The 14,004-nt window shown below is 68.2% G+C and carries 12 protein-coding genes; 4 read left to right on the forward strand and 8 right to left on the reverse strand.

Features of this window, described 5'->3' with window-relative positions; all coding sequences use genetic code 11:
• Positions 1-176: 176 nt before the first annotated feature.
• The 4 genes from AC10QF_RS15765 to AC10QF_RS15780 all read right to left on the reverse strand — a co-directional run bounded on the left by AC10QF_RS15765 (position 177) and on the right by AC10QF_RS15780 (position 4,249).
• Complete coding sequence (locus AC10QF_RS15765) at positions 177-1,781, reverse strand: OpgD/OpgG family glucan biosynthesis protein (RefSeq protein WP_072167419.1); 1,605 nt, start codon at positions 1,779-1,781, stop codon at positions 177-179.
• Between the two features lie 104 nt (positions 1,782-1,885).
• The gene (mutM, locus tag AC10QF_RS15770) at positions 1,886-2,698 is read right to left on the reverse strand and encodes a bifunctional DNA-formamidopyrimidine glycosylase/DNA-(apurinic or apyrimidinic site) lyase (protein WP_061480453.1); all 813 of its coding nucleotides are present in this window, start codon (positions 2,696-2,698) and stop codon (positions 1,886-1,888) included.
• A gap of 19 nt (positions 2,699-2,717) precedes the next feature.
• Positions 2,718-3,050 (reverse strand): EF-hand domain-containing protein, encoded by a 333-nt coding sequence (locus AC10QF_RS15775; RefSeq protein WP_005421108.1) that lies wholly within the window; start codon positions 3,048-3,050, stop codon positions 2,718-2,720.
• Entirely contained in the window at positions 3,047-4,249 is a 1,203-nt protein-coding gene (locus AC10QF_RS15780) for a DesA family fatty acid desaturase (RefSeq protein WP_188248845.1), read from the reverse strand. The genes AC10QF_RS15775 and AC10QF_RS15780 overlap by 4 nt, the downstream gene beginning before the upstream one ends.
• 151 nt (positions 4,250-4,400) lie before the next feature.
• Here AC10QF_RS15780 and AC10QF_RS15785 point away from each other — a divergent pair, with 151 nt between their 5' ends.
• Positions 4,401-5,222: an ABC transporter ATP-binding protein gene (locus tag AC10QF_RS15785; RefSeq protein ID WP_053496707.1), complete on the forward strand. Its 822-nt coding sequence runs from the start codon at positions 4,401-4,403 to the stop codon at positions 5,220-5,222.
• Between the two features lie 217 nt (positions 5,223-5,439).
• Here AC10QF_RS15785 and AC10QF_RS15790 read toward each other — a convergent pair whose 3' ends face one another.
• Positions 5,440-6,642 carry a DUF4785 domain-containing protein gene (locus tag AC10QF_RS15790; RefSeq protein WP_032954734.1) on the reverse strand — a complete coding sequence of 401 codons (1,203 nt, stop codon included), beginning with the start codon at positions 6,640-6,642 and terminating at the stop codon, positions 5,440-5,442.
• A gap of 11 nt (positions 6,643-6,653) precedes the next feature.
• Positions 6,654-7,532 carry a hypothetical protein gene (locus AC10QF_RS15795; RefSeq protein WP_494542489.1) on the reverse strand — a complete coding sequence of 293 codons (879 nt, stop codon included), beginning with the start codon at positions 7,530-7,532 and terminating at the stop codon, positions 6,654-6,656.
• A 261-nt stretch (positions 7,533-7,793) separates the two neighbouring features.
• On the opposite strand from AC10QF_RS15795, the gene AC10QF_RS15800 reads away from it, so the two are divergent.
• Positions 7,794-8,633 carry an acid phosphatase gene (locus tag AC10QF_RS15800; protein WP_494542490.1) on the forward strand — a complete coding sequence of 280 codons (840 nt, stop codon included), beginning with the start codon at positions 7,794-7,796 and terminating at the stop codon, positions 8,631-8,633.
• A 112-nt stretch (positions 8,634-8,745) separates the two neighbouring features.
• Here AC10QF_RS15800 and AC10QF_RS15805 read toward each other — a convergent pair whose 3' ends face one another.
• Positions 8,746-11,016 carry a TonB-dependent receptor gene (locus AC10QF_RS15805; protein WP_494542491.1) on the reverse strand — a complete coding sequence of 757 codons (2,271 nt, stop codon included), beginning with the start codon at positions 11,014-11,016 and terminating at the stop codon, positions 8,746-8,748.
• A 159-nt stretch (positions 11,017-11,175) separates the two neighbouring features.
• On the opposite strand from AC10QF_RS15805, the gene AC10QF_RS15810 reads away from it, so the two are divergent.
• Positions 11,176-12,192 (forward strand): TIGR00266 family protein, encoded by a 1,017-nt coding sequence (locus tag AC10QF_RS15810; protein ID WP_005421115.1) that lies wholly within the window; start codon positions 11,176-11,178, stop codon positions 12,190-12,192.
• 234 nt (positions 12,193-12,426) lie between these two features.
• Positions 12,427-13,419 carry a patatin-like phospholipase family protein gene (locus AC10QF_RS15815; RefSeq protein ID WP_053496711.1) on the forward strand — a complete coding sequence of 331 codons (993 nt, stop codon included), beginning with the start codon at positions 12,427-12,429 and terminating at the stop codon, positions 13,417-13,419.
• Between the two features lie 39 nt (positions 13,420-13,458).
• Here AC10QF_RS15815 and AC10QF_RS15820 read toward each other — a convergent pair whose 3' ends face one another.
• Positions 13,459-13,944, reverse strand: coding sequence for an Lrp/AsnC family transcriptional regulator (locus AC10QF_RS15820; RefSeq protein WP_005411782.1), 486 nt, complete (start codon positions 13,942-13,944; stop codon positions 13,459-13,461).
• Positions 13,945-14,004 lie beyond the last annotated feature (60 nt).

Consider the following 14,004-nt stretch of genomic DNA (forward strand, 5'->3'; position numbering starts at 1 on the left):
GTGGGTCCGGTTGCGGGGGCGTGAGCCGCATGGATGCGGCGACCGAGCTTACAGGGACGTACTTGCAGCGTCCCCCCGCAACCGGACCCACCCCGCCATCCCACGGAATGCACGCATTTGACGTTGCCTTGGCTTGAAGCGGGTGCAGGGCTGCAAGCCCTGCAATCCCAAACCACTCAGTACAGCGTGCGCTCCGGCGCACCGGCCGGCGGCGGGGTGTACTGGTACAGCCAGGTCTCGGTGAGGGTCTTGCCACCACTGCGCAGGAACAGGCGGATGTCGATCTGCTCGGTACTGCCTTCCGGCGGCACCAGGTCGAACATCGCGCGATAGCCGTTGATCTCGCGCAGCGGGCGCGCCGAAACGATCTCGACCCGGCCACGGCTGGCTTCCACCACCGCTTCGACCTCGGCCTTGTCGATCAGCCTGGCCAGTTCGCCACCTTCGAAGTCCACCGCGAAGCGCCAGCTGAAGTACTCGCGCTTCTTGCCGACCACACCGCCCAGGCCGGTGCGGCTGGCCACGCAGTGCGCCAGCGGCGGGCGCGCCGGCGGTTCGGCGCCCCAGTACAAGCGGTAACCGACCAGCAGCTCCTGGCCCGGCTGTGGCTTTTCCTTCGGGTTCCAGAACGCCACGATGTTGTCGAAGGTCTCGTCCACGGTGGGAATCTCCACCAGCTGCACCGAGCCTTCGCCCCATTCGCCCTTCGGCTCCACCCACAGGCACGGGCGCTTCTCGTAGAACACGCCGTCGTCCTGGTAATGGTCGAAATTGCGGTCGCGCTGCAGCAGGCCGAAGCCGCGCGGGTTGCGGTCCACGAACATGTTGAAACGCAGGTTGCGCGGGTTCAGCAGCGGCCGCCAGATCCACTCGCCGGCACCGGTCCACAGCGACAGGCCATCGGTATCGTGGATCTCCGGGCGCCAGTCCCAGCCCATCCGGCGGTCATTCTCGCCGACCTGGTACATGCTGGTGCACGGGGCGATGCCCAACCGCTCGATCGTCTTGCGCGGGTACAGCGCGCTGTCGATGTCCATCAGCAGCACGTCACCGTTCGTGATCGCGAAGCGATAGGCTCCGGCCACGCTGGGCGAATCCAGCAGGCCGTAGACCACGATCGTGTCCGAATCAGCCGACGGCTGTTCCAGGTAGTAGGCGATGAAATCCGGGAATTCCTCCGGCTTGCCCATGCCGGTGTCGATCGCCAAGCCACGCGCGGACTGCCCGTACTGGCCCTCCTTGCCGACCGCGCGGAAGTAGCTGGCGCCAAGGAAGGCGGCGAAGTCGCGGTCGGTGTCCTTGCGGGTGTTCAGGCGGAACCCGGCGAAGCCCAGATCGGCCGGCAGCTCGCCATCCTTGATGCCGCTCTTGCCGTAGTTGAACGCCGCGCCGTCATACGCCAGTTCCTGCGCCTTGCCGTCGACCACGTCGAACATGCGCACCGGCGAATGGAAGTACAGGCCCAGGTGGAAGAACTTGGCCTGGAACTTGCCGGGCTGGTCGGCCCACAGCGCATGGTCCTGGCGGTAGCCAATCGACTGGTACTGGTCCCAGTCGAGGCCTTCCAGGCGGCCCGGCAACACCCGCTTGTGGCTCTTGTAGGGCGCCTGTGCCAGCGCGCGCGCCTGGCCCTTCAGGGTGGCGAAGTCGAACGGCTGCGGTTGGCCGAGGCGGCGCAGGCCCATCTGGCCGCTCCTGCTGGCCGCGCACGCGGGCAGGGACGGCAGGCCGAATGCAGCCAGGGCGAGGGAGGCATTGCGGATGAAGTCGCGTCGTTGCATGCAGGCGCGTCAGGCACAGAGGGAAGGTCGGCCATGATAGGCAGACAAACGTTAACGGGCAGCGGAGACGCGCCCTGCCCGTTCAGCTGCCGCTGGTCGCCGGCTCAGCGCTGGCAGTGGCTGCACCAGACGCTGGCGCGCTGGCCGATGGTGGCGTGCTTCAGCGCGCGCCCGCAGTTCGGGCACGGCAGCCCGTCGCGGCCGTACACCAGCAGCTCCTGCTCGAAGTAGCCCGGCGCACCATCGGGGCTGATGAAATCGCGCAGGGTGGTGCCGCCGCGGGTGATGGCGTAGCCCAGGATTTCCTTCACCGCGTCGGCCAGCCGCTGGTAGCGTTCTCGCGAGATCTTTCCTGCCTCGCGCAACGGGCTGATGCCGGCCTTGAACAGGCTCTCGGCGGCGTAGATGTTGCCCACGCCCACCACCACCGCCTGGTCCATCAGGAAGGTCTTCACCGGCGCGCTGCGGCCCCGGCTGCGGTCGAACAGGTAGTCGCCGTCGAACGCGTCGTCCAGTGGCTCCGGGCCCAGCCCCTGCAGCAGCGGGTGGATCTCCCCAGCCGGCTGCCAGAGCAGGCTGCCGAAGCGGCGCGGGTCGTTGAAGCGCAGCAGGCGGCCGTTGTCCAGGCTGATGTCGACGTGGTCATGCGCCCGCAGCGGGGTATCACCGGGCAGCACGCGCAGGCTGCCGGACATGCCCAGGTGCAGGACGGCGCTGCCGATGGCGGTATCCAGCAGCAGGTACTTGGCGCGCCGGCGGATGTCCTCGATGCGCTGCCCCGGCAGCAGCTCGGCCACTTCCGGTGGAATCGGCCAGCGCAGGTCGGCGCGGCGCAGGATCACGCCATGCACACGCCGGCCCTGCAGGTGCGGCGCCAGGCCGCGGCGGGTGGTTTCGACTTCGGGCAGTTCAGGCATGGTGCGATTCTACGCCCGCTCAACGCGGCGGCGCGGACAGCTCGCGGGCATCCAGGAAGCCATCACCGTTGGCATCCTGCTTGTGGAAGCGCTGCACGATCACCTGCCGCTGCTGCTCGCGGCGGATTGCCCTGCCCTTGCCGCCGGGCAGCTCGTCGGCGCTCAGTACGCCATCACCGTTGCGGTCCATGCGATCGAAGGCATACAGCATCCACTGTACGTACTCGGCCTCGCTGACCCTGCCGTCGCCATCGCTGTCCATCCGCTGCAGATAGCTGGCGGTGTCGGTGACCTGGGCCAGCGCCGCACCCGGCAGCAGCGCCGCCAGCAGAAGCCCGTACCCTGCCCTCACGCGCCCACCAGGCTGTAGCCCTTCAACCGTGCGGCGTAGGCCTGCAACGCCGCGATGCCGCTTTCCTCGGCCTCGCGGCACCACGCCTGCAGCTGATGCAGGCGCTCAGCGGCGTCGTGGCCACGGGCTTCCAGCAGCGCAGCCAATCGCCCGCGGTACTCGACCAGGGTACGGATGCGCGGCCGCTGCGCCACCCATGCGCTGAGCTGGGCGCGGCTGTCCGGCTTCAGCCAGCGGCCATCGTTGACCAGGCCACGGCGCAACCGGCGTGGCAGCAGGCGGCGCAGCTTGGCCCCGGCCTGCGCGGCCTCCTCGCGCAGGGCCGGCATGAACACGTTGCGCTGGTAATCGGTCATCGCCTGGAAGCGGTGCGACAGCAGCGCCTTCAGCGTTTCGGCATCGGGCACGGCGATGTTCGGGCGCACGTCCATGGCCGGCGCCACCCGCAGCACCCTGGCCAGGCGCAGCGCCTGCAGCAGGCGGATCGCACTCCAGCCGATATCGAACTCCCAGCGCCGCATCGCGAAGCGCGCCGAACTGGGGAAGGCATGGTGGTTGTTGTGCAGCTCCTCGCCACCGATCCAGAACCCCCACGGCGTGAGATTGGTGGAGGTATCGGCCGACTCGTAGTTGCGGTACCCCCACCAGTGGCCCAGGCCATTGACTACGCCCGCCGCCCAGAACGGGATCCACGCCATCTGGATCGCCCACAGCGCCACGCCGGGCAGGCCGAACAGCACACTGTTGATCGCCAGCAGCACTACCGGCCCCAGCGTGGCGTGCGGGGTATACAGGTGGCGCTCGATCGCGTCGTCCGGCGTGCCGCGCCCGTACTGCTCGATGTCCGCGCGCATGCCGCGCGCTTCGCGGTACAGCTCCACGCCATGCCAGAACACCTTGCCGATGCCGCGGGTGACCGGGCTGTGCGGATCGTCCTCAGTCTCCACCTTGGCGTGGTGCTTGCGATGGATGGCCACCCACTCGCGGGTGATCATCGACGTGGTCAGCCACAGCCAGAAGCGGAACACGTGCGCCAGCGCCGGGTGGAAATCGACTCCGCGATGGGCCTGGCTGCGGTGCAGGTACAGGGTCACCGAGAAGATGGTGATCTGGGTGAAGACCAGCAGCACGCCCAACATGGCCCACCAGCCGAGGCCGAGCACACCACCGGTCAGCAGGGACATCAGGGCATCAGACATGGCAGCTCTCCGGATCGACGCGGGGATGGCAGACATGATGGGCGCTTGCGTTGCAAACTGCATCCCTGCGGCGGTGATTGCCACCGTCATCCGTGGCACCGTTCACAGTTGGGGACCTGAGTTGTCGAGCCTTGATCCACGCGCCAGCACCATGACTGCCGCCCCGCCCGTTGCGGAGCTGCCCCCCTTGATCGAACTGGACCGCGCCACCGTGGTGCGCGGCCAGGTGAAGGTGCTGCACGGGCTCAGCCTGCGCATCGCGCAGGGCCAGCACACCGCCCTGCTCGGCCCCAACGGCTGCGGCAAGTCGACCTTCATCAAGCTGATCACCCGCGAGCTGTACCCGCTGGCGCAGGTCGACGGCTCCGTGGCGGTAAGGGTGCTGGGGCAGAACCGCTGGCAGGTGGACCGGCTGCGATCGCAGCTCGGCATCGTCACCGGCGATCTCAGCAGCAACCTGGCCGACATGCCGGGCCTGACCGTGGAACAGGCAGTGCTGTCCGGCTTCTTCGCCAGCTACGTGGTGCCGGCCTTCCGCGAAGTGACCGCCGATATGCGCGCACGCGTGGGCGAGACACTGGCGATGACCGGCGCCCTGTCCCTGCGCGACCGCGCCTACGCCGAGTTGTCCGCTGGCGAGACCCGCCGCGTGCTGATCGCCCGCGCGCTGGTCAACCGGCCGCAGGCACTGCTGCTGGATGAACCCTCCACCGGGCTGGACCTGGTCGCCCGCGAGCAGCTGGTGGCGACCATGCGGGTGCTGGCGCAGCAGGGCATCACCCTGGTGCTGGTGACCCACCACATCGAAGAGATCATTCCCGAGATCGAGCGGGTGGTGCTGCTGCGCGATGGCCGCGTGCTGGCCGACGGCACCCGCGCCGAGCTGCTGCGCAACGAACCGCTGTCGGCGGTGTTCGGCGGCGCGATCACCGTCTGCGAGCAGGAAGGCCGGCTGACCGCATACGCGGGGTGAGGCGGAGCCCTCGGGAAACCCGAGGGGCTTGGAAAACCGGCGACGATAGAGTCGACTGTTAGTCGACTATCGCGCGCAGCGCGGGATCTTTGCGATCCAGGCGAAAAGCAGTCGACTAACAGTCGACTCTACCCCGTCGTGGTGTCATTCCCGTTGTGATGCCATTCCATCGCCATGCCGGTGCAGCGGGCCGGACCCCGGCCCGCTGCACGCAACCTCAGAACCGCAACGCCAGCGCGCGCGACTCGATCGGTGCCATCCGGCTCTGGTCCTGCAGCTGCAGGTCACGCAGCTCGTACGGTGCGCCAAAACCGGCCGGCAACGCGGCCTCGTCGAACGGCAGCACCAGCTGGCCGGCGCCTGGGCCATCGAACCACGCGGCTGCATGTGCCTGCGCGACCGGCCTCATCCGGCCATCGCGGGCCGTGGCATACAGCGTGCCACGTGCCTCGTAGCGGCCTGCCGCAGCCACCTGCAGCGGCAGCGCCACCTGGCGGCTGGAAGGGTCCGGTGCTGCCTGGCCACTGAAACGCGCGGTCGGCCGTGCCACCGCGAAGGCCACCTTGCCATCGCGCAGCACGCCATCGGCCTGGGCGAACACCTGCAGCTCCCACAGCCCCTGCACGGTGCCGATGTCGGTCGGGATCCGCACCTGCGCGCGCAGGCTGCCATCGGTGGTGCGCAGCAGGCGCTGCGGCCAGCTGCGGCCATCCGGTGCGACCAGCAGGGCTTCCCCCCCCAGGCCGCCACGACGCGATGCCAGCTGCGCGGTGGTGGCGCCGTCTTCCAGCAGGCGTGCCTGCAGCTGCACGTTGCCACCGGCCAGCACCTGCGCCTGGTTGGCCTGCACTTCCAACCGCAGCGGGCTGTTGGGCTCCAGCACCTGCACCACATAGCGGCCCTGCGCCTGCGTGCTCTGCAGGGTGTACGCACCGGCGGCACTGGTCGCGCCGGTGCGCAGCATGCTGCTGCCATCACTCACCGGCATGCCGGCATCCTGCAGCGCGCGCGCATCGACACTGCGGGCCACGCTGCTGCGGCCAGCCGGGTCGCGCACCTGCAGGGTGTTGGCCGGCAGCGCGCGGGCTCCTGCGGCCGGACTCAGCTGGATCACCGCATCGGGCGCCGTCAGCGGCAGGTCCAGGCCGCGCTGCAGCTGCGTGCCATCGACCTGCTGCCAGTAACTGCGGCTGACCGAGGCATATGGCGTGGCCGCCTGCAGCGGCTGTGCCGGGTCCAGCGCCCAGGCAAACGACAACGGCGCGTGTTCGCTTTCATCGGCAGGCAGCGGCGCGGCCACCAATGCGGCAGGCACCTGATCGCCCGCGCGGGCCGCCTGCAGAGGCTGCGCGGCCTGCGCGGCGGAAAGGGACAGTACTGCCAGCACCGCACTGGCCAGCAGGGTGGAATGGGTCGTCATGGTCATCTCCCTCACTGGGTCAGGTCGTTGCGCAGCAGGGTGCCGAGGCCGAAGCACTCGCGCCGGCTCTGGTTGTGGCTGAGCGGTTCTGCGCCCTGGGTGCGCGCTTTGTCGGTGAACCAGGTGGTACCGGCCGCCTTCTGGCTGCTGCACTCCAGGAAGCCATCGGAGCAGGACGACAACCAGTTCTGGGTGAACTCCAGGCCAACGTTGGCGGCATAGCCACCGCAGTAGCTGTTGCTGTCCCACACCGCCGATTCCACGTCACTGCCGACCACCGCGCGGAACGGCCTGGGCAGCGCCGGGCGACCGGCCGTGCCGTACAGGTTCTGCGCGTTGTAGGTGGCCATGCTGGCCACCTGCTGCTGGCGTACCGCGTCGTTCTTGTAGCCCAGCAGCCAGCCCAGTGACGTTTCGAAGGTATTGCCGTTGAGCACCGCATCGGCCAGCGGCGTGCCCGCCGAGGACGGCGCCAGTGCGGTGACCTTGCGCACCGTGCGGATGATCTTCGGATAGCGGCTGTCGTAGGTCGGGTTGGACAGGATCCAGCGCATCACGTTGCCGCCGTTGGAATGGGTGATCACCACCAGCTGGGTGATGCCACGGCTGTCGATGAAGCCGGTCAGCTGGTTGGCCAGGCAGCCGGCGGCCTCCGGTTTCCACATGTACTGGGTGAAGTCACAGTTGATGACCACATAGTTGCTGCTGTTCGGCAGGCCCTGGCGCACGGTGTCGATGATCGCCGGCTGCCAGTAGTCCTGGGTGGCATTGGTCTGCGCGCCGGTGCCATGCACGAAGGCCACGCCGACCACGTCGGCGGCCTGCGCCGGTGCTGCTGCCAGCCCCAGAAGCAGGGCCAGGACGGTACTTCCTGTTGCGGTGCTGCGCATCGCTTCTCTCCCTCTGTCTTCGGATCCCCCCGACCCGGCTGGAACTGGACGGCCCCTGGTAACTGCCGATGTGCCGATGCTCACGGTGCGGCCGCGTGAAAGTCCGTGCGCTGCGCCCGGATTCAGCAGACTGGCACGCTTCGATGACGTTCTTCATCTCCTGTAATGACCATGCCGGGTCTGGCCGTATGACCGATGGCCACTGCGGTGCCGCACACGGGCTGCGATCATGACGCGATGTTTTTCCTCCGGAGCCCGTCCATGTCGCTGATTTCCCACCCTGCCCGCCCGCTGCTCGGCCTCGCCGTTGCCGTGGCCCTGGCCGGCTGTGCTGCCACGGCCACCAAGCCGACCGCCGTCGAAGCCAACATCACCACCAAGGCCGTGGGCTATCTGGACAAGAGCGCTGTTCCGGCCAGCCTCGATCTGGTGCCGGCACCGCCGGTGGCCGGTTCGGCCGCCCTCGCCCTGGACGAACAGGTCAGCCGTGAAGCCCGCACGCTGCGAGGCAGCCCGCGCTTCGCCCAGGCCGGCATCGATGCGGAACTCGGCTTCCCCGAAGGTGCAAACCACTTCTCCTGCGCCGCCGACATCGACGTCGATGCGGTGAAGACTCCGGCGCTGTATCGACTGCTGGAGCGCAGCCGGATCGACGCCAGCGCCGCTACCAAGGCAGCCAAGAACCACTACCAGCGCCCGCGCCCGTTCATGGTCAACGGTGAGCCGACCTGCTCGCCGAAGGACGAGGATGGCCTGCGCAGGAATGGTTCCTATCCATCCGGCCACACCTCGATCGGCTGGGCCTGGGCACTGATCCTGTCGGAGATCGTGCCGGACCGCGCCGATGCCATCCAGGCCCGCGGCCGCAACTACGGCGAGAGCCGCCTGGTATGCAACGTGCACTGGCAGAGCGACATCCTCGAAGGCCGCTTCATGGGTGCCGCCGCCGTGGCCCGCCTGCACGACAACGCCGCGTTCAACAAGGACCTGCTGGCCGCACGCAAGGAGATCGCTGCCGCGCGCAAGGCCGGCCTGCACTCCAGCCGCGACTGCACCACCGAGAACGCGGTACTGAAGGTGCGCCCGCAGAGCGCGCTGTAGGCGCCTGCGCGATCGGTCATTGCCGGCCAGCGGCCGGCACTACCGGTGGGTGCGAAGCAGAAGGGCCGGCAGTGCGCCGGCCCTTCTTCATTGCACTACCGCAGCGACCGCATCAGAACTTCGCGGTGAACTCCACGCCCCAGGTGCGCGGCTCGTTGAGGAAGCCGGTCAGGTTGTTGAAGTCGATCGCACCGACCACGCGGGTCTGGTTGGTCAGGTTGCGGCCGAACACCGCCACGTCGTACTGGCCATAACCCCAGTTGTAGCCCAGGCGCAGGCCGCCTTCCAGCGAACTACGGCCGCGGAATTCCGGCGACTCGTAGATGAAGAAGTTCACCGCGCTGCGGTAGGCCCAGTCGGTGTAGGCGTACAGCTCGCTGCCATCGCTGAGCGGGAAGCCCACGCGCAGGGTCGCGTTGTGGATCCACTTCGGCGCCTGCGGCAGCGGGTTGCCGTTCACCAGCGCGTAGGTCTGGCCGTTGATCACCGTGGTCGGGTCGGTGATGGTGCAGCCGCCGCCACAGATCGCCACCGCAAGGTTCTTGTCCTTGATCTCGGTGTCGTTGTAGCTGCTGCCAAAGGTCAGCAGGACGTTGTCGGCCAGGTAGGCCTCCAGGTCCAGCTCGACGCCCTGGCCGATGGTCTTGTCGGCGTTGAGCAGGGTGGCGGTGTTGTTGGAACCGCCCACGGCGATCAGCTGCTGGCCATCGACGTCGTAGCGGAACACGCTCAGGCCCAGGCGCGCGCGGCGCTCGAACAGATCGGCCTTGATGCCGGCCTCGTACGAGATGACCTTCTCCGAATCGGCCTGCGACAGACCCGGCGCAAAGGCCAGGCGGCCCTGGATCGACGGCGCGCGGAAGCCCTTGGCCACGCGGGCGTAGGCGTTGATGTCGTCGGTGAGCTTGTAGACGCCGCTCAGGTCCCAGCTGACGTCGTTGACGTCGGTGTTGGCCAGGTACGGGCCACTGACCGGGGTGCCGAACGGAACCGCCTGCAGCACGCTGGCGCTGAAGTCCTTCTTGTCCTGGGTGTAGCGCACGCCGGCACGCAGCTTGAAGCGGTCGGTGACGTCGAAGTCACCCGAGGCGAACACTGCCCAGGCCTTGTTGCGCTGGTTCTGCACCACGTGGCCGGTCTGCGGATTGCCCGGGGTCAGCGAGTCGTAGTTGAAGTTGTTGATGGTCACGTCTTCATCGAAGTAGAAGACGCCGGCCTGCCAGTCGAAGCGGCCCCACTCGTTGGACTCGACGCGCACTTCCTGCGTCCACTGGCGATGGTGCGGCAGGCCATCAGCCGACTCCGAGGAGAACGGAATCAGGCCCGGGCCGTAGTTGCCGGCACCGAGGAAGGCTGCACCGTAGCCACCGTCGATATCACCGCGGTTGAGCGATTCGGCGGTCTCGTAGCCGGTGATCGAGTGCAGGGTCACCGAGCCGAGGTTCCACTGCAGGCGCGCGCTGCCCCCCCAGGTTTCCAGGTCGGAGAAGTTGACGCCGTCGTTGGCCACCTTGTCGCGGTCGAAGTTCTCGACCAGCGAATTGCCACCCTTCTGGATGATGTTGGCGCGGAACAGGCGGGCGGTGCCGTTGAGCTTGCGCTTGTGCAGGTTGAACAGCGCTTCGAAGTCATCGCCTTCGTACAGGAACTGCACGCGGCCTGCCGCTTCGTCGTAGCCTTCGAAGCCACTGTTGGGCGCACCGACACGGGTGTTGTCGACCCAGTCGTCGCGGCGCTGGTAGATCGCCGAGACGCGTGCCGACCAGCGGTCGGTCAGCGGGCCGCCGTAGGCGCCCTGCACGTTCCAGCTGTTGTAGCTGCCGTAGCCGACGCGGATATAGCCGTCGGCATCCTGCGACGGGCGGGCCGAATCGAACTTGACCACGCCGGCCGGCGTGTTGCGGCCGAACAGGGTGCCCTGCGGGCCACGCAGCACTTCCACGTTGGCCAGGTCGAACAGCGGGAAGCCCTTCAGCAGCGGGCTTTCCTGCACGACGTCGTCGTATACCAGCGACACCGGCTGCGAGGCATTGAGATCGAAATCGGTGTTGCCCAGGCCGCGGATGTAGAAGCGCGGGAAGGCACGACCGTAGGACGACTCGATGTTGAGGCTCGGCACGCGTGCGGCCAGGAAGCGGATGTCATCGCCGGCCGAACCGAGCACATCCAGCTTCTCGCCCTGGATCGCGCTGACTGCAACCGGTACGTCCTTGGCGTTCTCGACACGGCGCTGCGCGGTGACCTGCAGGGTGTCGAGGGCAACCGGATCCTTGGCGGCAGGGTTTTCCTGGGCGGCTGCTACCAGCGGCAGCAGGGCGGAAAGAGCGGCAACGAGAGGGCGCGCGACCGGAAGGCGGCCACGGGAAGTGCGGGTCGGGGACATGGCGGTAGGCTGTGTTTGGAGGGGTGGTAAAACGGCGCTACCAGATAATTGTTGCAATACAGCACCTGCCCCGCAAATGCCGGCCGTTCATGGCCCCGTCGCCCTGCCCCCGGGGCGCTCGCTAGACTCGGGGTTTTCCAGCGCCGCGGAGCCGCCGCAATGACCCAGTGGTACTTCCATGCCTCGGCCCAGGCCGACCGAATCGGACCGCTCGATGACCCGGCCGCGCGCCGCTACGCGCAGGCCAACCCGCGCGCGCTGGCCTGGTGCCAGGGCATGAGCGGATGGACCTCGATTGCCGAAGTGCCCGAACTGCAATCCGCGGCCCCGGGCATGCCCCACACCCCCCCCCCGGTCCCCGCCGCCGCCAGCGGCCGCGCCGACGACATCGAATTCCGCATCGTCGGCCATGAAATGCAGTTCGTGGAAATCGAGCTTGATCCCGGTGAGAGCGCCATTGCCGAGGCCGGCGCGTTGATGTTCAAGGACGCCACGGTGCAGATGGATACCGTGTTCGGCGCCGCCAATGGCGACCAGGGCGGCGGCTTCATGGGCAAGGTGATGGCTGCCGGCAAGCGCGTACTGACCGGCGAAAGCCTGTTCGCCACCGTCTACACCCAGAGCGGCCATGGCAAGGGCAAGGTCGCCTTCGCTGCGCCCTACCCCGGCACGGTGCTGGCGATGAAACTGGACCAGCACGGCGGCCGCCTGATCTGCCAGAAGGACAGTTTCCTGGCCGGCGCGCGCGGCGTGCAGATCGGCGTGCAGTTCCAGCGCAAGATCATGACCGGCCTGTTCGGGGGCGAGGGTTTCATCATGCAGAAACTGGAGGGCGACGGCTGGGTGTTCATCCACGCCGGCGGCTGCGTGGTGGAGCGCGAGCTGGCCGCCGGCGAACGCCTGGATGTGGATACCGGCTGCGTGGTGGCCTACCACCCGACGGTGGACATGGACGTGCGTCGGGTGGCCGGCATCAAGAGCATGCTGTTCGGCGGCGAAGGCGTGTTCCTGGCCACGTTGACCGGCCCCGGCAAGGTCTGGCTGCAGTCGCTGCCGTTCTCACGCCTGGCCGGCCGCATGTGGATGGCCGCACCGCAGGGCGGCGGCCAAAGCCGCGGCGAAGGCTCGGTGCTGGGCGGCCTGGGCCGGATGCTGGATGGTGACAACCGGTTCTGACCGCCTCCGGTCGTGCCGGCCGCTGGCCGGCAACCTCATGGACCTTGGCGCGCATCCCGGTAGTGCCGGCCGCTGGCCGGCAGCCCCGTGGACCGTTGCCAGTTTCCCTATGGTTGCCGGCCAGCGGCCGGCACTACCTTTATGAATGGGCGATATTTCCCACCCTGCCCGCCCCGCCGCAGCTTCGGTATGCTGGCGCCCTTTCCTGAATCCGGCGCCGTGCGCGCACTGCCGATGAGCCTGTTCCGCCCCCGCATGCTGCTGTCCGTCGCCCTGATCGGCCTGCTGGCCGGCTGCGGTGGCGATCCGGTCCGCCCCACGCCACCGCCTGCGCCGACCGTGGTCCCGCAGGCCAAGCCGGTGAAGATCGGCATCGCCCTGGGCGGCGGCGCGGCCAAAGGCTTTGCCCATATCGGCGTGATCAAGATGCTGGAGGCCAACGGCTTCGAGCCGGCCGTGGTCGCCGGCACCAGCGCCGGCAGCGTGGTCGGCGCCCTGTATGCCAGCGGCATGGATGCCTTCCAGATGCAGAGCAAGGCCGTCGCGCTGGACGAAGCCAGCATCCGCGATGTGCGCCTGTTCTCCGGTGGCCTGGTGCAGGGCCAGAAGCTGCAGGACTACGTCAACGAGCAGGTCGCCAACCGTCCCGCCGAGCGCCTGAAGAAGCCGTTCGCCGCCGTCGCCACCCAGCTCGAAACCGGCGAGCGCGCAATCTTCGTGCGCGGCAACGTCGGCCAGGCAGTGCGCGCGTCGAGCAGCATTCCCGGTGTGTTCGAGCCGGTGAAGATCGGCGGCCGCAACTACATCGATGGTGGCGTAGTCAGCCCGGTGCCGGTGGATGCCGCACGCCAGCTCGGCGCCGACTTCGTGATCGCCGTGGACATCTCCAGCAAGGCCAGCGGCAAGGCGCCGACCGACATGCTGGGCATCGTCAACCAGTCCATCTCGATCATGGGCCAGCGCCTGGGCGAGCAGGAACTGGCGCGCGCCGACATCGTCATCCGCCCGAAGGTACTGGACATCGGTGCCGCCGATTTCAGCCAGCGTGGCACCGCGATCCTGGAAGGCGAAAAGGCTGCGATGGCAGCGATGCCGCAGATCCGCGCCAGGATCCAGCAGCTGCAGCGCGCGCGCGCCGCAGCTGCCGCACCGGCACCGGTGGCCGCGCCGAAGTGCGAGGAAGCCTCGCGCCTGGGCAAGCTGATGGGCCGCAAGGACAAGTGCTGATCCATTGAAGCCAGGCCACCGGGCCCGCCCGGTGGTTGCTCAGGACTCCAGCTGCGACAGCGGCAACGCCTGGAAGCCCTTCACCGTGCGCAGCACGAAGCTGGAATTGGCATCGGCCACGCCACCGGCATTGAGCAGCCGGTCCAGCAGGAAGCGCGAGAAGTGCTCCAGGTCGCGCACGTAGACGTGCAGCAGGTAGTCCATGTCACCCGTCAGCGCGTGGCAGGCCACCACCTCGTCCCACGCCTGCACGCTGTCCACGAAGTGGCCGATGGCGGCCTGGTCGTGCTTTTCCAGCTGCACGCGCACGAAGGCCTGCAGGCCCAGCCGCAGCTGCCGTGGCTCCAGCCGCGCGCCATAGCCGACGATCACGCCCTCGCTTTCCAGCCGCTGCAACCGCCGCAGGCAGGCCGAAGGAGAGAGATTCACCCGCGCCGCCAGCTCGGCGTTGGTGGCGCGCCCATCCCGCTGGATTTCGGCCAGCAGGCGTATATCCGTGCGATCGAACTGGACTTCTCCGGCCATTGTTGCCCCGCAACATGGTGAGTACGCAAGGATATTGCGCCAACAAGGCCAATCGGCGCA

Source organism: Stenotrophomonas maltophilia complex sp. Om-AH-Sm3, from assembly GCF_059337855.1.

Coding starts and splice junctions, on each gene's coding strand:
- AC10QF_RS15765 (WP_072167419.1), bottom strand. CDS start 1,781: ATGCAACGACGCGACTTCATCCGCAATGCCTCCCTCGCCCTGGCTGCA.
- mutM (WP_061480453.1), bottom strand. CDS start 2,698: ATGCCTGAACTGCCCGAAGTCGAAACCACCCGCCGCGGCCTGGCGCCG.
- AC10QF_RS15780 (WP_188248845.1), bottom strand. CDS start 4,249: ATGTCTGATGCCCTGATGTCCCTGCTGACCGGTGGTGTGCTCGGCCTC.
- AC10QF_RS15785 (WP_053496707.1), top strand. CDS start 4,401: ATGACTGCCGCCCCGCCCGTTGCGGAGCTGCCCCCCTTGATCGAACTG.
- AC10QF_RS15790 (WP_032954734.1), bottom strand. CDS start 6,642: ATGACGACCCATTCCACCCTGCTGGCCAGTGCGGTGCTGGCAGTACTG.
- AC10QF_RS15795 (WP_494542489.1), bottom strand. CDS start 7,532: ATGCGCAGCACCGCAACAGGAAGTACCGTCCTGGCCCTGCTTCTGGGG.
- AC10QF_RS15800 (WP_494542490.1), top strand. CDS start 7,794: ATGTCGCTGATTTCCCACCCTGCCCGCCCGCTGCTCGGCCTCGCCGTT.
- AC10QF_RS15805 (WP_494542491.1), bottom strand. CDS start 11,016: ATGTCCCCGACCCGCACTTCCCGTGGCCGCCTTCCGGTCGCGCGCCCT.
- AC10QF_RS15810 (WP_005421115.1), top strand. CDS start 11,176: ATGACCCAGTGGTACTTCCATGCCTCGGCCCAGGCCGACCGAATCGGA.
- AC10QF_RS15815 (WP_053496711.1), top strand. CDS start 12,427: ATGAGCCTGTTCCGCCCCCGCATGCTGCTGTCCGTCGCCCTGATCGGC.
- AC10QF_RS15820 (WP_005411782.1), bottom strand. CDS start 13,944: ATGGCCGGAGAAGTCCAGTTCGATCGCACGGATATACGCCTGCTGGCC.